The sequence below is a fragment of the Sphingomonas sp. MMS24-J45 genome (assembly GCF_044881195.1).
In the GTDB taxonomy this organism is placed as follows: Bacteria; Pseudomonadota; Alphaproteobacteria; order Sphingomonadales; family Sphingomonadaceae; genus Sphingomonas.
In genome coordinates this window covers 418228-438594 of record NZ_CP173255.1, presented here as the reverse complement: position 1 = coordinate 438594, position 20367 = coordinate 418228, and the positions used below count along the sequence as shown (strand labels likewise).

The 20367-nt window shown below is 65.7% G+C and carries 21 protein-coding genes; 8 read left to right on the top strand and 13 right to left on the bottom strand.

All coding sequences use genetic code 11. The annotated features are described in order from the left end of the window. Positions 1 to 45: 45 nt before the first annotated feature. Positions 46 to 2376 carry a TonB-dependent receptor gene (locus AB5I39_RS02275; RefSeq protein ID WP_404370601.1) on the top strand — a complete coding sequence of 777 codons (2331 nt, stop codon included), beginning with the start codon at positions 46 to 48 and terminating at the stop codon, positions 2374 to 2376. A gap of 65 nt (positions 2377 to 2441) precedes the next feature. Here AB5I39_RS02275 and moaC read toward each other — a convergent pair whose 3' ends face one another. The 4 genes from moaC to AB5I39_RS02255 are packed head-to-tail and all read right to left on the bottom strand — an operon-like array spanning position 2442 to position 5264. Next, positions 2442 to 2909 carry a cyclic pyranopterin monophosphate synthase MoaC gene (gene moaC / locus AB5I39_RS02270; RefSeq protein WP_404370599.1) on the bottom strand — a complete coding sequence of 156 codons (468 nt, stop codon included), beginning with the start codon at positions 2907 to 2909 and terminating at the stop codon, positions 2442 to 2444. After that, positions 2906 to 3691, bottom strand: coding sequence for an indole-3-glycerol phosphate synthase TrpC (gene trpC, locus AB5I39_RS02265; RefSeq protein WP_404370597.1), 786 nt, complete (start codon positions 3689 to 3691; stop codon positions 2906 to 2908). Before trpC ends, moaC begins: the two co-directional genes overlap by 4 nt. Beyond that, the gene (trpD, locus tag AB5I39_RS02260; protein WP_404370594.1) at positions 3691 to 4683 is read right to left on the bottom strand and encodes an anthranilate phosphoribosyltransferase; all 993 of its coding nucleotides are present in this window, start codon (positions 4681 to 4683) and stop codon (positions 3691 to 3693) included. Before trpD ends, trpC begins: the two co-directional genes overlap by 1 nt. Beyond that, positions 4680 to 5264, bottom strand: coding sequence for an anthranilate synthase component II (locus tag AB5I39_RS02255; protein ID WP_404370592.1), 585 nt, complete (start codon positions 5262 to 5264; stop codon positions 4680 to 4682). Before AB5I39_RS02255 ends, trpD begins: the two co-directional genes overlap by 4 nt. Before the next feature lie 119 nt (positions 5265 to 5383). On the opposite strand from AB5I39_RS02255, the gene AB5I39_RS02250 reads away from it, so the two are divergent. After that, a complete protein-coding gene (locus AB5I39_RS02250; RefSeq protein WP_404370589.1) occupies positions 5384 to 5848 on the top strand; it encodes a hypothetical protein in 465 nt (154 codons plus the stop codon). Between the two features lie 6 nt (positions 5849 to 5854). Here the strand turns inward: AB5I39_RS02250 and trpE are convergent, their stop codons facing one another. Both trpE and AB5I39_RS02240 read right to left on the bottom strand, forming a co-directional pair. After that, on the bottom strand, positions 5855 to 7381 hold the full coding sequence (gene trpE, locus AB5I39_RS02245) for an anthranilate synthase component I (RefSeq protein WP_404370587.1): 1527 nt from the start codon (positions 7379 to 7381) through the stop codon (positions 5855 to 5857). Next, entirely contained in the window at positions 7362 to 9314 is a 1953-nt protein-coding gene (locus AB5I39_RS02240; RefSeq protein WP_404370584.1) for a SurA N-terminal domain-containing protein, read from the bottom strand. Before AB5I39_RS02240 ends, trpE begins: the two co-directional genes overlap by 20 nt. Positions 9315 to 9442: 128 nt before the next feature. On the opposite strand from AB5I39_RS02240, the gene tpiA reads away from it, so the two are divergent. The 3 genes from tpiA to AB5I39_RS02225 all read left to right on the top strand — a co-directional run bounded on the left by tpiA (position 9443) and on the right by AB5I39_RS02225 (position 11172). Continuing rightward, a complete protein-coding gene (tpiA, locus tag AB5I39_RS02235) occupies positions 9443 to 10177 on the top strand; it encodes a triose-phosphate isomerase (RefSeq protein WP_404370581.1) in 735 nt (244 codons plus the stop codon). Between the two features lie 7 nt (positions 10178 to 10184). Then, the gene (locus tag AB5I39_RS02230; protein ID WP_404370578.1) at positions 10185 to 10760 is read left to right on the top strand and encodes a hypothetical protein; all 576 of its coding nucleotides are present in this window, start codon (positions 10185 to 10187) and stop codon (positions 10758 to 10760) included. 88 nt (positions 10761 to 10848) lie between these two features. After that, the gene (locus tag AB5I39_RS02225; RefSeq protein WP_404370575.1) at positions 10849 to 11172 is read left to right on the top strand and encodes a hypothetical protein; all 324 of its coding nucleotides are present in this window, start codon (positions 10849 to 10851) and stop codon (positions 11170 to 11172) included. A 41-nt stretch (positions 11173 to 11213) separates the two neighbouring features. Here the strand turns inward: AB5I39_RS02225 and AB5I39_RS02220 are convergent, their stop codons facing one another. The 4 genes from AB5I39_RS02220 to rimO all read right to left on the bottom strand — a co-directional run bounded on the left by AB5I39_RS02220 (position 11214) and on the right by rimO (position 15790). Continuing rightward, complete coding sequence (locus AB5I39_RS02220) at positions 11214 to 11606, bottom strand: hypothetical protein (protein WP_404370572.1); 393 nt, start codon at positions 11604 to 11606, stop codon at positions 11214 to 11216. Further along, positions 11603 to 12991, bottom strand: a complete 1389-nt coding sequence (locus AB5I39_RS02215) for a leucyl aminopeptidase family protein (protein WP_404370569.1) — start codon at positions 12989 to 12991, stop codon at positions 11603 to 11605. Before AB5I39_RS02215 ends, AB5I39_RS02220 begins: the two co-directional genes overlap by 4 nt. Next, positions 12988 to 14388, bottom strand: a complete 1401-nt coding sequence (locus AB5I39_RS02210; RefSeq protein ID WP_404370566.1) for a serine hydrolase domain-containing protein — start codon at positions 14386 to 14388, stop codon at positions 12988 to 12990. The genes AB5I39_RS02215 and AB5I39_RS02210 overlap by 4 nt, the downstream gene beginning before the upstream one ends. A gap of 70 nt (positions 14389 to 14458) precedes the next feature. Continuing rightward, complete coding sequence (rimO, locus tag AB5I39_RS02205) at positions 14459 to 15790, bottom strand: 30S ribosomal protein S12 methylthiotransferase RimO (protein ID WP_404370564.1); 1332 nt, start codon at positions 15788 to 15790, stop codon at positions 14459 to 14461. A 164-nt stretch (positions 15791 to 15954) separates the two neighbouring features. Between rimO and AB5I39_RS02200 the strand changes: the two genes are divergently transcribed. Beyond that, positions 15955 to 16497 (top strand): DOMON-like domain-containing protein, encoded by a 543-nt coding sequence (locus AB5I39_RS02200; RefSeq protein WP_404370561.1) that lies wholly within the window; start codon positions 15955 to 15957, stop codon positions 16495 to 16497. Here the strand turns inward: AB5I39_RS02200 and AB5I39_RS02195 are convergent. Further along, positions 16494 to 16940, bottom strand: coding sequence for a DUF4126 domain-containing protein (locus AB5I39_RS02195; RefSeq protein ID WP_404370558.1), 447 nt, complete (start codon positions 16938 to 16940; stop codon positions 16494 to 16496). The two genes, AB5I39_RS02200 and AB5I39_RS02195, sit on opposite strands and share 4 nt — an antisense overlap. 102 nt (positions 16941 to 17042) lie before the next feature. On the opposite strand from AB5I39_RS02195, the gene AB5I39_RS02190 reads away from it, so the two are divergent. Together AB5I39_RS02190 and AB5I39_RS02185 are read left to right on the top strand one after the other, a co-directional pair. Next, positions 17043 to 18239 carry an exo-beta-N-acetylmuramidase NamZ domain-containing protein gene (locus AB5I39_RS02190; RefSeq protein ID WP_404373963.1) on the top strand — a complete coding sequence of 399 codons (1197 nt, stop codon included), beginning with the start codon at positions 17043 to 17045 and terminating at the stop codon, positions 18237 to 18239. Next, positions 18236 to 18538: a hypothetical protein gene (locus AB5I39_RS02185; RefSeq protein WP_404370555.1), complete on the top strand. Its 303-nt coding sequence runs from the start codon at positions 18236 to 18238 to the stop codon at positions 18536 to 18538. Before AB5I39_RS02190 ends, AB5I39_RS02185 begins: the two co-directional genes overlap by 4 nt. A 7-nt stretch (positions 18539 to 18545) precedes the next feature. Here the strand turns inward: AB5I39_RS02185 and AB5I39_RS02180 are convergent, their stop codons facing one another. Next, entirely contained in the window at positions 18546 to 19724 is a 1179-nt protein-coding gene (locus AB5I39_RS02180) for a VWA domain-containing protein (protein WP_404370552.1), read from the bottom strand. Between the two features lie 65 nt (positions 19725 to 19789). Then, a complete protein-coding gene (locus AB5I39_RS02175) occupies positions 19790 to 20302 on the bottom strand; it encodes a CHAP domain-containing protein (RefSeq protein WP_404370549.1) in 513 nt (170 codons plus the stop codon). Positions 20303 to 20367: the final 65 nt, after the last annotated feature.

The window sequence follows — 20367 nt, the reverse complement described above, 5'->3', positions numbered from 1 at the left end:
CGCGCCATGCACATTCACAAACCTTTGCAAAAATGGGGTATCCTCGTGTCCAGATCGCTCGCCGCCAAGTCCGCACTCCTGTTCGGCACCGCCATCTCCGCCCTGTGGGCCACCGCCGCCAGCGCGCAGGACGCGCCTGCCGCGCCAACTGCCGCAGCCACCGCAGCCTCCGATAGCGACAGCCTGGGCGACATCGTCGTCACCGCGCAGCGTCGCCGCGAAAACCTGCAGTCGGTGCCGGTCTCGGTCGGCGTGCTGAAGGGCGACGATCTGCGCACCTACACCACCGGCGGCAGCGACACGCTGCTCGAACTCGCGAACCGCGTGCCGGGCCTATACACCGAATCGACCACTGGCCGCATCTTCCCGCGTTTCTACATTCGCGGTCTCGGCAACGTGGACTTCTACCTCGGCGCGTCGCAGCCAGTGTCGATCATCCAGGACGATGTCGTGCTGGAGCATGTCGTGCTGAAGTCGAACCCGGTGTTCGACGTGAACCAGATCGAAGTGCTGCGCGGGCCGCAGGGCACGCTGTTCGGCCGCAACACGACCGCGGGCATCATCAAGTTCGACACGATCCGCCCGTCGAACGATTTTCAAGGGCGTGCCACGGCTTCGTACGGCAGCTACAACACGATCAGCGTCGACGCGGGCGTCGGCGGGCCGATTGTCAAGGACGTGCTCTCGTTCCGCGTCTCCGCGCTGTACCAGCACCGCGACAATTGGATCGACAACACTTTCAACGGCGTTAGCGATGACGGCACCGTCGGCGGCAAGGATGTGCTTGGCCGCTTCGATGAAAAGGACGTGCGCGTCCAGTTGATGCTGACCCCGCCGGGCACCGGCTTCACCGGCATCCTGTCAGCCCACGCCCGCGATTACAGCGGTACCGCGACGCTGTTCCATCGCGGTGCGATCAAGCTCGGCTCGAACGACGTGAGCGCCGAACCGCGCGACCAGGTCGGCAATGACGAAGCGCTCAACAGCCCGCAGGCGTACAAGACCTATGGTGCGTCGTTCAACGCGAAGAACGATTTCGGCGCCGTCACGCTGACCTCGATCACCGCGTATGAGACGACCTCCGGTTCAAGCCGCGGCGACACCGACGGCGGCGTCGCGACGAACTTCCCTGGCGGGCGCTTCTATGGCCAGAGCCGTGGCCGTGTGATCGATCTCGATCAGCTGAGTGAGGAAGTGCGTCTTTCGAGCAATGGCAATGGTCGCTTCAAATGGCAGATCGGTGGCATCTATTTCGAATCGCGTGACACGACCGAATTTGCACAGCGCGCTTTCTTCCTGCTCGACAATTCGTTCGGCACGACGCCCAACCCGAACAATTTCGTGGTGCTGCGCAACGTCAACACCTCCTATGCCGGCTTTGGTCAGGCGAGCTACGAACTCCTGCCCAAGCTTACGCTGACCGGCGGCGTGCGCGTGACCTATGACGAGAAGACGACCCGGCTCGTCACCCCGCCGCGCAATGTCGCGGGCGTGTCGACCTTCCCCGCGACGGCGGCGACCAATGTCCGGCTCGCCGACACGCAGCCGAGCTGGGAAGGCAGCCTGCGCTATGAAGTGAATCCGGACGTGAACCTGTTCGCGCGCGTCTCGCGCGGCTTCCGCGGGCCGACCATCCAGGGCCGCAACGCTGTGTTCAGCGCGCCCTTCGTGACCGCCACGTCGGAAACGATCACCTCGTACGAAGCGGGCTTCAAGTCGAACCTGTTCGGCAACACGCTGCGCTTCAACGCGACGGGGTTCTATTACAAGGTCAAGAACATCCAGCTGAACGGCAACGATTCGAACAATAACGGCCTGCTGTTCAACGCCAACCAGGCGCAGGCCTGGGGCGGTGAAGCGGAGCTGACCTGGCGTCCGGTGCGGAACCTGACGCTCGGTCTCGGCGGCAGCGTGCTGCATACGGAAGTGAACGACACGCGGGTCTATACGCCGGTGTGCAAGCTGAACGGCGTGGTCACCTGCACCGTGCTCAACCCGACGATCAATGTCGGTTCGGCGACGCTGGCGCAGATCAACGGCAACGCGTTGCCCAATGCGCCGAAGTATCAGTTCGACGGAAACGCCCGCTACGACCTGCCGCTCGGCAATGGTGGTAAGCTGTTCCTGGCGGGCGATGCTACGCTGCAGGGCTTCACCAGCTTCGTGCCGTACAAGACGGTCGAATATACCTCGGATGGTACGTTCGAAGTCGGTCTGAAGGCCGGCTATGCCGCGCTGGACGATAAGTATGAGATCGCGGTCTATGTCCGCAATCTGACCAACGAGAAGAACCTGAAGGGCGTGCTCGACAACTATAACGCCGCCGTGTTCAACGACCCGCGCATCATCGGCGTGTCGCTGAGCGGCAAGTTCTGATCGATCTATCGCGCTTCCCCGGCTGACGCCGGGGAAGCGCTACTTATTGGAAGCGGCATCGTCGCTCAGCGCGCCCAGTCGCCCGATTTGCCGCCGGTCTTGGTGAGCAACTGCACCCCGCCGATCGTCATCGCTTTGTCGATCGCCTTCGCCATGTCGTAGATCGTCAGCAGCGTGACCGAGACGGCTGTCAGCGCTTCCATCTCGACGCCGGTCTTGCCGGTTGTGGCGGCGGTGGCGGTGGCGGTGACGCCGGTTTCATCGACCGTCAGATCGATCGCGACGCGGGTGAGCGGGAGCGGGTGGCAAAGCGGGATCAGCTCGGCGGTACGCTTGGCCGCCATGATTCCGGCGACGCGCGCGACGGCGAGGACGTCGCCTTTCAGCGCGGTGCCGTCACGGATCGCGCGGGCGGCCTCGGCGCTCATGTCGATGCGCCCGGTGGCGACGGCTTCGCGCCGCGTATCGGCTTTCGCACCGACATCGACCATGTGCGCGGCGCCGGTGGGATCGAGATGGGTGAGGTCGCTCACCCCACCAGCACCCGTGTCGCTTCCTCGACATCCGGCGCGCGCATCAGGGCTTCGCCGATCAGGAAGCACCGAATGTCGTGTTCTGCCATCGCGTCGAGGTCGGCGCGGGTCATCAGGCCGCTTTCGGCGACGAAGGTGCAGTCCTTCGGGGCCTTCGACACCAGTTCATAAGTGCGCGCGAAGTCGACCGCGAAGGTGCGCAAATCGCGATTATTGACGCCGATCAGCCGGGATTTGAGCTTCATTGCGCGCTCCATCTCGGCCTGACTGTGGACCTCGACCAGCACGTCCATCCCACATTCGAGCGCGCTGGCCTCGATTTCCGCCAGCAAAACGTCGTCGAGCGCCGACATGATCAGCAGGATCGCATCGGCCCCGATGCTGCGCGATTCGGGGACTTGCCACGGATCGACCATGAAATCCTTGCGCAGCACCGGCAGATCGCACGCCGCGCGCGCCGCCTCCAGATAGGCGTCCGCCCCCTGGAACCAGGCTTCGTCGGTCAGCACCGACAGGCACGTCGCGCCCCCCGCTTGATAGGCGCGCGCGTGGGCCGGGGGATCGAAATCCTCGCGGATGATGCCCTTGGATGGGCTCGCCTTCTTGATTTCGGTAACCAGCGCATAGCCGGTGGCGGCGCGCGCATCGAGTGCGGCGCGGAAACCGCGGGGCTTGGTCTGCTCCGCAATGCGCGCGTCGAGCTCGCTCAGCGGCACGGTCGCCTTGCGCGCGGCGACTTCGGCGCGCTTGGTTTCGAGGATACGATTGAGAATGTCGGTCATCAGTAAGCGATCCAGCGATCGAGCAGGGTGTTGGCGGCGGCGCTGTCGATCGCGTTCGCGGCGATCTGGGCGCCCTCGATAAGGTCTTGCGTGCGGCCCGCGACCACTAGAGCGGCGGCGGCGTTGAGCAGCACCGCATCGCGATACGCGCCGCGCTCGCCCAGGAGCAAGCGGCGCAGTGCCGCGGCATTGTGCGCCGGATCGCCGCCGCGGATTGCGCTGAGCGGGTGGCCAGGCAGTCCGGCATCCTCAGGCGAAATGCGGGCGGGGAGGGCGACTTGCCCGACGCTGATCGCGACGCTGGGGCCGGCGCTCGATAGTTCGTCGAGCCCTTCCTCGCCCGATACGACCAGCGCCGCCTCGGTACCGAGTTGTTCCAGCGCGGCGGCATAGGTGGCAGCGTAATCGGGCCGGGCGATGCCGATCAGCTGGCGCGTCACCCCAGCGGGATTGGCGAGCGGCCCCATCAGGTTGAAGATCGTCCGCCGCCCGAGCCGCTGGCGGATCGGAGTGATGCGCTTCATCGCCGGGTGGTGATTGGCGGCGAACAGGAAGGCGATTCCGATGTCGCGGAGACTCGCTTCGGCATTCTGCCCGGCGCGGTGCATGTCGAGCCCGAGCGCTTCGAGCGTGTCGGCGGCACCCGCCTTCGAGGAGGCCGCGCGATTGCCGTGCTTGGCGACGGGCACGCCGGCGCTCGCGACCACGATCGAGACGGCGGTCGAGACGTTCAGCGTGTGATGCCCGTCGCCGCCGGTGCCGCAGACGTCGATCGCGCCCGCGGGGGCGTCGATCGGGATGATGCGCGCACGCATCGCGCGGGCCGCCTCGGCGATCTCGATGCTGGTTTCGCCGCGCTCGGTCAGACCGATCAGGAAGCTGGCGACCTCCTCGTCGGAGGTGCGCGCGTCCAGCAGGTCGGCAAAGGCTTGGGCGGCGGTTTCTCGGCTGAGCGGGGAGGATGGATCGGGAAGGCGGGTGAGGGTGCTCACGCGACGGCCTTCACAGCGATCCCGGCCGCCGTCAGGAAATTGGCGAGCATCGCATGGCCATGCTCGGTCGCTATGCTTTCGGGGTGGAACTGCACGCCGTGGATCGGCAGTGTCGTGTGGCGCACCCCCATCACCGATCCGTCATCGGCGCGCGCGTTCACGATCAGGTCGGCGGGCAGATCCTCGACGATCAGCGAATGATAGCGCGTTGCGGTGAAGGGCGAGGGGAGCCCCGCAAATACGCCCGAGCCGTCATGCGTGACCGGCGAGGTCTTGCCGTGCATCAGGCCGCCGCGCACGACCGATCCGCCAAAATGCTGGCCGATCGCCTGATGCCCCAGGCACACGCCGAGCAACGGTCGCCCCGCCGCCGCGCACGCCGCGACCAGATCGAGCGAGACGCCCGCCTCGGTCGGCGTTTTGGGGCCAGGCGAGATCAGGAATCCCTGCGCATTGCTGGCCAGCGCCTCGGCCGCGGTCAGGGCGTCGTTGCGCACGACCTTCACCTCCGCACCCAATTCCATCAGATAATGGACTAGGTTCCAGGTGAAGCTGTCGTAATTGTCGATCACGAGTATCATATCGGGGCCGCTACCGTGTTTGAACGGGCGCGACAATGTTGATCAGGCTTCGTGGCACGCGCCGTTCAGGCTGGATCAACCTTGGATCGCGGACGTTGGTACACCTCTAGGAGATTCCCATGTTGCGCACCGTGACCGTCGCCCTGCTGTTCGCTGCACTTCCGGGCGTAGGGATGGCACAGACCGCGCCGGAGACCCCGCCGCCAGCGCCGGTAACGACGAACGCCGGAATTCAGGCCGAATTGGGTAAGCCGCCACAGCGCATCCGTTCGATCCTGCTAACCGGGGCCGAGAAGTGCCCTGCGCCGACCAAGCCGGATGAGGAAATCGTCGTGTGCGCGCGGACTGGAGAGCCGTACCGCATCCCCAAGGAATTGCGCAACGACAAGCCGATTGCGGCGCAGAACCAGAGCTGGGTCAATCGCGCGGCGCTGGCCGATGAGGTCGGGCGCCGCGCGGCAGGGCTTCCCGACACCTGCTCGCCGACCGGATCGGGCGGGCAGACCGGCTGCGCCAAGCTGCGCGCCGAGCAATGGGCAGCGGATCGCACCGAAAAGCGGCGCGTGGAGAGCTCGATCCCCTAAGCCGGATTACTGGCCGAAGCCGACCGCGGCGGCGCGCGCGGTCGCCTCGCGGGCTGCAGCTAGGAGCGCGCCTGCCTTGGCCTCGCACTCGCGTTGCTCATAGTCCGGGTCTGAATCGGCGACGATGCCGGCCCCGGCCTGAACGTGCATGACCCCGTCCTTCACGATCGCGGTGCGCAGCACGATGCACGAGTCCATCGATCCATCTGGCGAGAAATAGCCGACGCCGCCCGCGTAAGGACCGCGCACCGCATTTTCGAGCTCGGCGATGATCTCGCACGCGCGGACCTTCGGCGCGCCGCTGACGGTGCCCGCCGGGAAGCCAGCGAACAGCGCGTCGATCGCGTCATGTTCTGGGCTGAGCCGACCGACCACATTCGAGACGATGTGCATGACGTGGCTGTAGAATTCGGTGGTGTAGCTGGCGGTCACAGTGACGCTGCCCGCTTCGGCGACGCGGCCGACATCGTTACGGCCGAGATCGAGCAGCATCAGATGCTCGGCGCGCTCCTTCGGGTCGGCGAGCAGGCTGGTGCGGTTCGCTTCATCCTCCGCCGCCGTCTTGCCGCGAGGGCGCGTTCCCGCGATCGGGCGGATGGTCACTTCGCCATCGCGGACGCGGACGAGGATTTCCGGGCTCGATCCGGTCAGCGCAAAGCCCGGCAGATCGAGATGATAGAGGAAGGGCGAGGGGTTGATCCGACGCAGCGCGCGGTAGAGCTCGAACGGCGGCAGCGTGAAGGGCGCGGTGAAACGCTGCGACAGCACGACCTGAAAGATGTCGCCCGCGACGATATAGTCCTTCGCCGCGGCGACCATCTCGGCATAGCGGCCAGGGGCAAGCGTCGGTTGCAGCGCGATCTCGTCGCCTGCATCGGCGCGAACCGGTGCGGGGAGCGGCGCGGTGGCGAGGCGGGCGGCGGTCGCATCGATCCGGTCGAGCCCGTCGGCGACAATCGCATCAGGGGAACGTGTCGTATCGGGCCAGACGGGTGCGACGAGGAACAGCGCATCGGCGAGTCGGTCGAAGATCAGGATCATCGTCGGCCGCACGAACATCATGTCGGGCAGGCCGAGCGCGCTGGTTTCGGGGCGCGGCAGACGTTCGACCAGGCCGATCGTTTCGTAGCCGAAATAACCCACCAGACAGGCGAGCGCGCGCGGCAGTTCGCTCGGCACGTCCATCCGGCAGGAGGCGACGAGCCCGCGCAGCGCATCGAGCGTCGGTGCGGCGCACGGTTCGAACGCCATCCGGTCGGTCAACCAATGCGGGTTGATCGCGGCGGCATGGCCCTCTGCACGGAAGACCAGATCGGGGGCGAGGCCAATCAAGCTGTGGCGCCCGCGCGTTTCCCCGCCCTCGACCGATTCGAGCAGGAAATCGCCGCGGCCCGGCTCGATGAGCTTCAGCGCCGCCGCGACCGGGGTTTCGGTGTCGGCGACCTGGCGTTGCCACAGCAAGGCGGGACGGCCGCTCTCCAGCGCCGCCCGTGCCGCTGCGCTACCAGCGCGATCAGGGCTGATCGGTCGCACTCGCGCCACCGAGCAGATCGGCCTTCAGCTTGGCGATCGCGGCCGCATTGCGCTGCACGCCGATCGCATTCTGGACCGCCTTGCCGAACTGCGCGGCATATTCGCGGCCGACGACCTTGCTGATGTCGCCGCGCGTCCCCGCGATCACCTGCGGCTTGCCGCGCGCATCGCCCGGCACGATCGTATCGAGATGGATGATGTAGAACCCGGCCTTGTCCGGCGCTTCCAGCAGCTTGGTGGTGTTCTGCGCCATTGCGAACAGCAAGGCGAGCGGCGGGGGCACGGCGCGCGGATTGGCGAGCAATTGCGCGCGAGGACCCGCGATCGGGCGCGTGGCGGGCAGCTTCAGGCCGGTCGCGCTCAGCGCCTGAGCGATCGGCGTGCCCTTGTTCGCGGTGGCGACCACGGTGGCCGCGACCTGACGCGCGGCACGCTGCGCGCGATCGGTGGTGAAATCGCGCGTCACGACGTCACGAATCTGTGCCAGCGGGCGCGGCGCTGCGGGGACGACCTTGTCGAGCTGGACCAGCGCGAAGCTGCCATCCGCATCGAGCGGAACCGTCTGCGCATCGTCGCCCACCTGGGCGGCGAAGCCCGCCGCGAGGATCTGCGTCAGTGCCGGATCGGGCTTGGCGGTCGGCGCGTCGGGATCGACGCCGCTGGCGAGCAGCGCGGGGGTGCGCTGCGCGGTCAGCTTGTTCTTGGCGACCAGGCCGTCGAAATGGTCCTTCGCCAGCGCATCGTCGAAGCTTGCGCGCATTTTGCCCAGCACCGTGCCGGTCTTCTGCTTGGTCAGCTCGGCTTTCAGCTCGGAGGTTGCCTCGGCCAGCGTCTTGGCGGCCTGAGTGCGCTGCTTTTCGATCTTCAGCACCACGAAGCCCAGCGGTCCGCGGAGCGGACCGACGACATCGCCGACCTTACCGGCAAAGGCAGCGTTGGCGACATCGGCCGAGCTTTGCTTGGCATAGGCGTCCTTCTGCACATCGGTCGCCGTAATCGGCTCGAGCCCGGCGGCGCGCGCCGCGGCGGCGATCGGCGTGCCGCCGCGCACCTTCGTGACCAGTGCGTTCGCGGCGGCCTGATCCGCGACCACGACCTGAATGATCGTGCGCAGATCGGCAGGGGCGTATTTCGCCGACTGCGCCTTGTACGCGGCGGCGATCTCGGCCTCGGTCGGCGTGACTTGTGCCGCGACGGTGGTGGGGTTGACCAGCGCATAGCGCAGGATGCGGCGCTCGGGCACGCGGTAGCGCGCGACGTTGCGCGTGTAATAGGTGGTCAGCTCGGCATCGGTCGGGGCGGGGCCAACGGGGACGGCTTGCGTCGGGATGAAGCCGATCACGCCGCGACGTTCCTCCAGCAACAGGCTGGCATAGGGCAAGGCGAGCTGTGCAGGCACTTGCGCCGCGCCGACCGTCGGGATGATCAGGTGACGCGTGATGATCTGATCGGTCAGATCCTCGCGCACCTGGGCATCGGTCGAACCGATCTGCTGCAGCGCCATTTCATACTTCTTGGGGTCGAACTTGCCGTCGATTCCGGCAAGGCTCGGCTGGCTGGCGATGATGCCGTCGACCGATTTCTTGCTGACGACCATGCCCTGCTGCGCGGCATAAGCGCGGAACGCAGCCGAATCGATCAGGCGATTGAGCGTTGCCTCAAGCCCGCCGCCCGCGATGTACCCTGCCATGTCGAGCTGCGGGTTTTGCTGACGATATTGATCGACGTCACGCCGCGCCGCCGCCTGCACATCTGCGACGGTGATCTTGGTCTTGCCAACGGTAACCGCGACATCGCCCTTTGCCGCCGCCCCCGATCCGGAGAAGCTCGCTTTGTCAGACAGGACGAAGATCAGCCCCATCAACGCGACGAATCCGAGCGCGACCGCAGCCCCGATCGGGTTGGTGATGAAGCGGCGAATGAAACTGATCATGGTCGGATACGGCCGATCTTTTGAAAGCGTGTAGCGCGCCGCTTTAGGGGGAGGCGTTGCGGCTTCAAGCTTGCGTGCGCGGGCGGCTGCGTTATCGCGTCTGCAAACATGACCGCAAAGGGTGAGGAATGACACGACGCAAGCTGGTGGCGGGCAATTGGAAGATGAATGGCGACCGCGCGGCGCTGAACGAGTTGGTCGCGATTGCGGCCGCGGGGACGGCGAGCGGCGTGGAAGTGGCGATCGCGTTGCCTGCGACGCTGATCGCGCCGGCGGCGGCGCTGGTGCCGGGCTTCGCGATCGGCGGAGAGGATGTGCACCCCGCCGACAAGGGCGCCTACACCGGCTGCCTCTCCCCAGCGATGTTGAAGGAAGCGGGCGCGACCTTCTCGATCGTCGGGCATAGCGAGCGCCGCGGCGACTGCCACGAAACCGACGCCGAGGTGAAGGCCAAGGCGGAGGCACTGCACCGCCACGCAATGCGCGCGATCCTTTGCGTTGGCGAGACGCTGGCCGAGCGTGATGCGGGCCGGGCCGGGGCGGTGGTGACGGCGCAGATCGCCGGATCGCTGCCCGATGATGCGGCGGCGGAATGGCTGTCGATCGCCTATGAGCCGGTCTGGGCGATCGGCACGGGGCGCACGCCGACTGTCGAGGACGTGGCGGCGATGCACGCGGCGATCCGGGCGAAGCTGCGCGCGTTGATCGGCAACGAGGCGGATGCGATGCGGATTCTGTACGGCGGATCGGTGACGGCGGAGAATGCGGCGGCGTTGCTGCACGCGGGCGATGTCGACGGTGCGCTGGTCGGCGGGGCGAGCCTGACCGCGGCGAAGTTTGTGCCGATCATCGAAGCGGCCTGAACGCGAGATGGCGCGGGCGTTGAAGGTGTTCGTGGTGCCGGCTGGCTTTCACGACGCCTATGTCGCCGCGCCGAGCCGCAAGGCCGCGCTCGCCGCCTGGGGTAGCGAGCACGACCTGTTCGCACGCGGCATCGCGCACGAGGTGACCGATCCGGCGCTGATGGTGGAGCCGCTCGCGCATCCGGGCGAAGTGATCAAACGCTCGCGCGGGACGACGGCGGAGCAGATCGCCGCGCTGCCCGATGCGCCGGTGCGGGCGACTGCGGGCGAGCCTCCGCCCGAACCGGCCAACGCCAAGCGGGGCGGGAACAAGGCTTCCGCCGAACGGAAAGCGGAGCCGAAACCGCCACCCCCGCCCAAGCCGTCGCGCGACGCCCTCGCCGCAGCGGAACAGGCGCTGGCCGATCTGGAAGATACCTATCGCGAGACCGATGCCGCGCTGATCGCCCGCCAACGCGCGCTCGACCGCGAACGCCGAGATCTCGACGCCGCGCACGAGCGCGACAGTCAGGAGCGCAGCGAAGCGCTGTCGGAGGAACGCGACCGCTACGACCGCGCAATGGCGCGCTGGCGGAAGGGGTAACACAGCAATCTTCCCCCGGCGGGGATGTTTACGAGCGCGGCCGCTTCTGCCCTAGTTGCAGACATCCGGGTTCGGGCTAAAACGAGCTATGTTTATTCTGCCAAACCTCAACGAGTGGAACCGCCAATCCGTCAATGTCATGCAAGCGATGCTCGGCATGATCTCCCCCAATTTCCGCATGGTCACGCTCGATCACGACGGCACGAAATGGCTCATCGGCTTCGTGCTGGAGATCGTAAACGCCGAAGATTGCGAGGAACTCAACGACTTCGAGGCGGAATGGGAGGCGTTACAGGACGATCCAACACCTTGCGATTTTCAGATCTCTTACACCGCCGAGAGCTTGCCAATGCCGCATGCGCCAAAGCGAGCGCTATATCGGCGGAGAGAAGTGGTGCTCATTCAAGATTGAACGGCAGCTAACCACCACAACCGGCCGTCGCCGCCTGTGTCTCAAACCGGCGGCGGAACCAGGCCGATTAGCTTCATCGCCACCGCTTGCGCGATCATCGTGATCAGCCAGTACAGGCTGTCGCGCGCGATCAGCGAGGCGCGTCCGCCGCGATGGCTGTGGGTGATCGCCACCACTGGCAGCACGAATCCCGCCCAGATCACCACCGCGCTGCCCACTGCCATGATCCACGGCGCGGCCTTGGGCGGGGCGAGGATCAGCGCACCCGCGAGGATCGACGCGAACCAGAAGAGCCCGAGCGCGGCGGTTACGATCGCGCCGACCGATATGCGCCCCGCCGACCGGTCGAATGTCGCGCGATAGGCCCAACCGATCATCAGCCCGAGCGCGGTCGCGGTCAGGATCGGGAACAGGTTGAGCCAGATATAGATCATCCCGGGTAGCGCCCTTTCAGCATCGCCCAGGCTGCGCGCAGCCCTAGCGCGTCGCCGCCCTTGGGGCGACCGGGTTTGGACGCGGGGCGCCAGGCGAAGGTGTCGAAATGCGCCCAGGGGGTGCCCGCGGGCACGAAGCGGCGCAGGAACAAGGCAGCGGTCACCGACCCGGCAAAGCCGCCCTCCGGCGCGTTGACCATGTCGGCGATGTCGCTGTCGAGCATGGAATCATATCCATCCCACAGCGGCATCCGCCACAGCGGATCGCCGACCGCGTTGCCCGCCGTCAGCAATGCGTCCGCAAGCGCATCGTCATTGACGAAGGTCGCGGGCAGATCGGGACCGAGCGCCACGCGTGCCGCGCCGGTCAGCGTCGCGAAATCGAGGATCAGGCCGGGGTCGCTCTCCGCCGCGTTGGTCAGCGCGTCGCCGAGCACGAGCCGCCCCTCGGCATCGGTATTGGTGTTCTCGACCGTCAGCCCCTTGCGCGAGCGCATGATGTCGCCGGGGCGGAAAGCGTGACCGGAAATGCTGTTCTCGACGGCGGGGATCAGCAGGTGCAGCCGCACCGGCATACGCAGGCCCATCACCAGCCCGGCCAGCGCGAGCGCGTGCGCGGCTCCGCCCATGTCCTTCTTCATCAGCTTCATGCTGCCGCCGGTCTTGATGTCGAGACCGCCCGAATCGAAGCACACCCCCTTGCCGATGATGGCGATGCGCGGGTGCGCCGGGCTCCCCCATTCGAGCTCGATCAGCCGCGGCTCGCGACCCTGGCCCGCCGCTTTCCCGACGGTGTGGATCATCGGATAGCCCTGCACGAGCGCGTCGCCCTTGGTTACGGTAACGCTGGCGTTGTGCGTGTCGGCGAGCGCGCGGGCCTCGGCCTCCAGCTCGGCGGGGCCCATGTCTGCGGCGGGGATGTTGACGAGATCGCGCACCTTGGCGGTGGCGGTGGCGATCGCGACGGTCTCGGCGATTCGCGCCGGTTCGCCGGTCAGCAGGACGCGCGGGCCTTGCACTGTCTCGCTGCTGCGGTAGCGGTCGAACTTGTGCTGCGCGAGGCACCACCCGAGCATTGCTGCGCCGGGTTCGCCCTCGGCCAGCCGATAAGTGCCTTCAGGCAATTGTTCGCCGAGCGACGCTATCCGCCACGGCGAGTCGACGCTTTCGTTGCACACCAGCAGCATCGCCCAATCGTCCGCGCCGTCGCCGGGCAGCACCGCGCGATTGCCCGCCTTGCCGGTCAGCCGGTGCGCCGCAACAGTGGTGCGGATCCGCGGGGGTTGCGCGTTCAGCCATTCCGACCAGCGATCGGGATGGACGACATGGATGGTACGGGCAGGCTGACCGCGATCGGCCTGCAATAGAGTTGCGAAATCAATCATTGCTGGGTGGGTGCCACTAGGAATTGTTCGATCTTTCCGTTGCTGCCGGGTTCGGCATAGGTGCTGATGACGAGGGTGATGGTGGGGAAGGTCACGCGGTAGGTGCGGTTGACGAAACCACCGCGCAATCGCGCCTTGCCGATCTGTTCGAAGCTGCGCGGCGTGCCGAGCGGCGCGAGGCTATTGCGATAATCGCCGAGCGTGGTGGCGCTAAAATAGAAGTTCGCATTCTCAGTCAGGCGACTGCGGTCGAGCGTCCCGCCGCGCACCTGATCGAACACCTGGCGGACCTGCGCGAGCGCGGCGGCGTCGACGGGATCGGGCGCGGATGGCGTGAGGACGATGCCCGAGAGCTTTTGCGCGAGCACCTTAAACGCTTCGTTCGACCAGCTGTTGGTCAGCACGACGATCGCGGCCTTGTCCTCGGGATAGACGATGTTTTCGGACAGGAAGCCGACCGCTTCGCCGCTATGTTCGATGAAGCGGTGCCCATTCGCCGCACCGCTGAACACGCCGAGGCCATAGCCGTTGGTGGTGCCATCACTGAGCTTCACCGGCGTTTCCTGAAGCGCCCAATCCTCAGGGTTCAGGACGGTGCGATCGAGCCGCGCAACATCCCAGGTGGCGAGCGATCGCGCGCTCATCGACAACTCGCCCGCCGCATAGAGCCAGCCGTGCGCCGCGGGCGTGACGGGGCGTACGGGGCCCAGGGCAGCGCGGCCATAACCTTGCGGGAAACCCGGCCCAATCGCGAGATCCTGATCGTGGGCGGTGATCCCCAGCGGCTTGAAGATGCGGGCCTTCAGGAAATCGAGCAAAGGTTGGCCCGACAACTTCTCGACGATCATCCCTGCGACGACATAGCCGGTGTTCGAATATTGCCACTGTGTGCCGGGCGTGAAATCAAGCGGCTTCTTGGCCCAGCGATCAACGATCTGCTGCGGCGTGACCGGCGTCGCCATCGCCTTGAAGCTGTAATCCTGCGGCCAGTAATCTTGCAGCCCGGCAGTATGGCTGAGCAATTGGCGGATCGTGATCGTGTCGCCGCCGGTGATGCCGGGCACGTATTTGGCGACGGTATCGTCGAGGCTCAGCTTTCCGTCGCGTTGCAGCAGCAGGACGGCGGCGGCGGTGAATTGCTTGGAGATCGAGGCGATTTGATACGGCGCATCGTCGCGCGTCGCACCGCTCTCGGCCTGCTTGCCGTACGCCTTGGCATAGACGATCCGCCCGCCGCGGACGATCGCAATCGAGGCGGAGGGCACGCCCGATTTGGCGAGCGTGTCGGTGACGGTGCTGTCGACCTTCGCAATTTCGGCGGGGTTCAGTTCCTGCGCCGCGGCGGGCGCGGCGATGATCAGCAGGAACGCGGCGAAACAAGAACGGAACGGCGTCACGGGCAAACTTTCTCAGCGTCGTGCCGCCGATATGTCATTGCCGAACCGCAAAAGGAAAGCGCGAAGTGGCTCAGGCGACGGGCGCGCCGTACAAATCATGCTCGTCGGCGTCCTCGATTTCGACCGCCACGATGTCGCCCTGCTTGAGGTGCCCGGCGTCGCGGAGGAACACCTCGCCATCGATCTCGGGCGCGTCGGCCTTGGACCGGCCGGTCGCGCCGCCTTCCTCATCGACCGCGTCGATGATCACGTCGAGCGTGCGGCCGATCTTGGCCTGGAGCTTTTCCGCCGAAATGCGGGCGGTGAGCTCCATCAGGCGGGCGTAACGCTCTTCCTTGAGTTCTTCGGGCACCGGGTCGGGCAGGGCGTTGGCGGCAGCACCCTCGACCGGTTCGAAGCGGAAGGCGCCGACGCGGTCGAGCTGCGCCTCCTCCAGCCAATCCATCAGATAGGCGAAATCGTCCTCGGTTTCGCCGGGGAAGCCGACGACGAAGGTGGACCGGATCGCGATATCGGGCGCGATCATGCGCCAACTCTTGATGCGTTCGAGCACCTTAGTCTCGTTTGCCGGGCGCTTCATCAGCTTCAGCACGTTGCGGCTGGCATGCTGGAACGGGATGTCGAGATAGGGGAGGATCAGCCCATCGGCCATCAGCGGGATGACCTGATCGACGTGCGGGTAGGGATAGACGTAGTGCAGTCGCACCCACGCGCCCAATTTGCCGAGTTCGCGCGACAGATCGGTCATGTGCGCGCGGACTTCCTCGCCGTGCCACATCCGCGGCTGGTGGCGGATGTCTACGCCGTAGGCCGAGGTATCCTGGCTGATCACCAGCAACTCGCGCGTGCCCGCCTCGATTAGCTTCTCCGCCTCGCGCAGGATCGCGTCCGGGCGGCGGCTGACCAGATCGCCGCGCAGGCTCGGGATGATGCAGAAGGAGCAGCGGTGGTTGCAGCCTTCGCTGATCTTCAAATAGCTATAATGGCGCGGGGTGAGCTTAAGCCCGCTTTCGGGGACCAGGTTGAGGAAGGCGCTCGGCGGCATCGGCGCGGCGTCGTGCACGGCGCCGACCACCTCCTCATATTGATGCGCGCCGGTCACCGCGAGGACGTTGGGGAAGCGCGCGCGGATCGTCTCGGCTTCCTTGCCCATGCAGCCGGTGACGATGACGCGGCCATTTTCCGCGATCGCCTCGCCGATCGCCTCCAGGCTTTCCTCCTTGGCGGAATCGAGAAAACCGCAGGTGTTGACCAGCACGACGTCCGCCCCGGCGTAATCGGGCGACATCTGATAGCCGTCGCTGCGCAGCTTGGTCAGGATGCGTTCGCTGTCGACCAGATTCTTCGGACAGCCGAGCGAAACCATGCCGATTTTCGGCGGGGAGGGGAGAAGCGTTGCCATGGGAAGCGCCGCATGTAGCGATTGTGAGGGGATTTTGCCAGCCACCCGCGATTTGCTCGCCCGAACCCCGCCATCCGTTCGCCCTAAGCTTGTCGAAGGGCTGTCTTGCTCTCTACCGTGGGAAGAAAGGGCAGGGCGTCGACAAGCTCAGCCGGAACGGGGGTTTGGTGCTCTACGACCTTATACCGCATCCGCAGTCTTCATCGCCCGCTCTCGCGATTTCGGTGGAAGCTGCGAGAACCGTCGAGGGTACACTCGTAATTCGCTACGTGGTGAACGGCGACGTGGATAAGATCCTTATTCCGCAACCCGTTCGATATGCGTCACGCCATCCCGACCTTTGGAAAAACACCTGTTTTGAGGCCTTTGTCTCGGCCGGGGAAGGCGCGGACTATCTCGAATTCAATTTCGCCCCCTCGACGGCGTGGGATGCGTTCAAGTTTGAGTCCTATCGCGTTTCGGGCGGCAGTTTCCCCTTCCCATCGCCGCACTTTGATGTCGCGCGACCAAAAGGACGCCTTGAGGTTACAGTTGTACTCGACATGACCGAGACGCCCGAGGCTGACGCGAGAGCTACGTGGCACTTAAATCTCTCCGCCGTCATGGAAGCCAAGGAGGGCACCAAATCCTATTGGGCGCTCGCCCACGCGCCCGGCCCGCCGGATTTCCACAATCGCGACTGCTTCATCGCGACGCTCCCGGCCTAACGCCGCGTCGCGGCCGCAATCGCCAGCGGGACGACGATCGAGTCCTCGACAAAACCGGTTGCGGTCTGGCCGTATGTTTCGATCGCGCGCATCCGGACCTTCCAGGTGAGCCACGAGGCAATCACGGCGGTGCCCGCAGCGACGGCGGCCCCGGTCAGGCGACGATTGCGCGGTGCGACCGCTGCACCGGCAAAGGCGGCATTGAGGCTGCGCACCACGACCGCGGGCGTGATGATGCGGTCGGGCGCGCTCTTCTGCTTGTCGCCAGTGACCTCATAGACTGCGAGGGCCATCGTCCCCGCTGAGACGAGCGGGTGCGACAGGAAATCGGGGGCCTTGCTGTCGGCGGGCAGGCGGCCGTTGCGCGCGGCATTGGCGACGGCGGCGAGAGGACTCATCGAACGGGCGCCAGCGACGAGGCCGAGCAGGATCGAGCGGATCATGGGAGCATTCCTTCCTTGGTTGCTCGGCTGAACCGCTGAACCGTGCTTTGGCTCCCACAATCGGGCTTGCGCGCGGCGGCGTGGCCCGGCACCAACCGGCGCATGAACTTCGGTATCGATCGCCTGCTCGCCGACCCCGCCTTGCGCAAACCATTGGAGGGCAAGCGCGTGGCACTCCTCGCACATCCGGCCTCGGTCACCGCCGACCTGACGCATAGCATCGACGCGCTGGTCGCGGCGGGGCTGAACATCACCGCGGCGTTCGGGCCGCAGCACGGGATGCGCGGCGATTTGCAGGATAACATGATGGAGTCGCCCGACTTCACCGATCCGACCTACGGTTTCCCGGTGTTCAGCCTCTATGGCGAGGTGCGGCGGCCGACCGGGCAATCGATGGGCACGTTCGATGTCGCGCTGGTCGATCTGCAGGATCTCGGTACGCGCATCTACACCTTCATCACCACGCTGCGGTACATGCTGGAGGCGTGCGCCGAGCATAAGAAAGCGCTGTGGGTGCTCGACCGGCCCAATCCGGTTGGGCGATCGATCGAAGGCCTGACGCTACGCCCCGGCTGGGAGAGTTTCGTCGGGGCGGGCGCGATGCCGATGCGGCACGGCATGACGCTGGGCGAACTCGGCCACTGGTTCATTGCCGAGCTTGGCCTCGACGTGGATTATCGCGTGATCGAGATGGAGGGTTGGGAACCCGAGGCCGCACCGGGCTTCGGTTGGCCGATTGACCGCGTGTGGATCAACCCCAGCCCGAACGCGCCTAACGTCAACATGGCACGCGCTTATCCCGGCACGGTTATGGTCGAGGGCGCGACGCTGTCGGAAGGGCGTGGCACGACCCGCCCGCTCGAACTGTTCGGCGCGCCCGATATCGACGCCAAAGCGGTGATCGCCGAAATGCGACGGCTGGCCCCTGAGTGGCTCAACGGTTGCACGCTGCGCGACATTTGGTTCGAGCCGACCTTCCACAAGCATGTCGGCAAACTGTGCAACGGTGTGCACATTCACGCCGAGGGGCCGTCCTACGACCATGCTGCCTTCCGCCCGTGGCGGGTGCAGGCGCTCGGGTTCAAGGCGATGCGCGCGCTCTATCCTGATTACGATCTGTGGCGCGATTTTCCGTATGAATACGCGTTCGGAAAGCTGCCGATCGACGTCATCAACGGCGGCCCGGCTTTGCGCGAATGGGTCGACGACTCGAGCGCGACTCCGGCCGATCTCGACGCGCTGACGGTGCCGGACGAGACCGCTTGGGCGGAGTCGCGGCGGCCTTTCCTGCTGTATTGAAGCGATTCTTCGCAAGCGATCTCGCTTCACCGCAACGCAGCAACGACTCGCGCCTCTTAATCAAATTGATGATGGTCACGCAGTACACGGTAATCCATGAGGTTTTTGCTGATTCGTTGGCCGGGGGGCCAGTATTCGCGTACCGGAGGGATGCTGTGGAATCCGACCGTCAATTCTACATGCGGCGCGTGACCGCCGAACGTCAGGCCGCCGCGCGCGCCATCACTGAAGAGGCCCGTCAGCGCCGTCTGATGTTGGTCGCGATGTATATGCAGAAACTGCAGGCGATGTCGGCTTGATCTTGCCCTAGCGCTTCCGCGTCAGCTCCCGCATTGCGTCGTCCAGCCCCGCCAGCGTCAGCGGGTACATGCGGTCGGTCATCAGGTCGGCGATGATGCGGAGACTTTGCGAATAGCCCCATTGCTCCTTCGGCACCGGGTTGAGCCACACTGCGGCGGGATAGGTGTTGGTCAGCCGCTGCATCCACACCGAACCGGGCTCTTCGTTGAAATGCTCGACCGATCCGCCGGGATGGGTGATCTCATACGGGCTCATCGATGCGTCGCCGACGAACACCAGTTTGTAATCGTGCCCGAATTTGTGGAGCACGTCCCACATCGGCGTGCGCTCGGCAAAGCGGCGGCGATTGTCCTTCCACACGCCTTCATACGGGCAATTGTGGAAGTAGAAGAATTCGAGATTCTTGAATTCGGTCGTCGCGGCGGAGAAGAGCTCCTCGCAGAGCTTGGCCCAAGGGTCCATTGATCCGCCGACATCGAGAAACAGCAGCAGCTTGACGGCATTGCGGCGCTCGGCGCGCATCACCACGTCGAGCCAGCCCTGCCGCGCGGTGCCGCTGATCGTCGCGTCGATGTCGAGTTCGTCGGCCGCACCCTCGCGCGCGAATTTGCGCAGGCGGCGGAGTGCGATCTTGATGTTGCGGGTGCCCAGTTCGCGCGTGTTGTCGAGGTTTTTGAAGTCGCGCTGGTCCCACACTTTCAGCGCGCGCTTGTGCGTACTCTCGCCGCCGATGCGGACGCCCTCGGGGTTATAGCCGCTGTTACCGTAGGGCGAGGTGCCGCCGGTCCCGACCCATTTGTTGCCGCCCTGATGGCGCTTTTCCTGTTCTTCCAGACGCTTCTTGAGCGTCTCCATGATCTCGTCCCAGGATCCGAGCGATTTGATCTGCTCCATTTCCTCAGGCGTCAGATATTTTTCGGCGACGGCCTTCAGCCAATCGGCGGGGATTTCGGCGGCGCTCTGGCCGAAAGTTGTAGCGATCCCTTTGAACACCTTGGCGAAAACCTGGTCGAAACGGTCGAGCAGGCCTTCGTCCTTCACGTAGACGGCGCGAGATAGGTAATAGAATTCCTCGGGCGTGCGGTCGATTACCTCGGCGTCGAGCGCCTCCAGGAGCAGCAGATGCTCCTTCAGGCTGGCGGGGATTCCGGCGCTGCGGAGCTCGTCGAGAAAGTTGAGGAACATGGGCGACACCATGCCGCTGGTGTCGCGGGAAGTCGAGTAGCCGTCATTTGCTCCGGCGCAGGCGGTTAGCGATATGCGTCGATCAGCGCGCCGACATAATCGGGGTCACGGCTGGTGAGCTCGGGGGCGGGGCGGGCGGCGGCCCTGCGCGCGATGGTCTTGCCGTAGATGAAGCCGTAGGTCGGGTAGACGGTGCTGCCGAGCCCCTCCATGTCGCGATACCAGACCTTCACTTCGCTCCAGTCATTGTACGGCGAGACGTCGGTCAGCGTCACGTCCTGCTCGGCATGGCCGCGCTCGCCATTCTGGCGGGACCAATTGGCGTGGGTGACCATCACCACGCGGCGGTCGACAACTCGGCTGATGACTGCGACGTGACCAAGCGGCAGGCGCGCGGTGCGGGCAAAGACGATCACCGCACCGGGGCGTGGCGTTTCGCCGCGTTGATAGACGCCGGCCGCCTTGTCCCACCAGGTCCAGGCGTCGCCATAAATCTGGATGCCCGATGCGGCGCGGGCGAAGGGTACGCATTGCCCGACATAATCGAGCAGTGAGGTCGCGCGTGCCGGGGCGGACATTATGACCGCCGCACAAGCGCTTGCTAAGATAATCCCGAACCGCATTAGGTACCTCTGACAGGCAC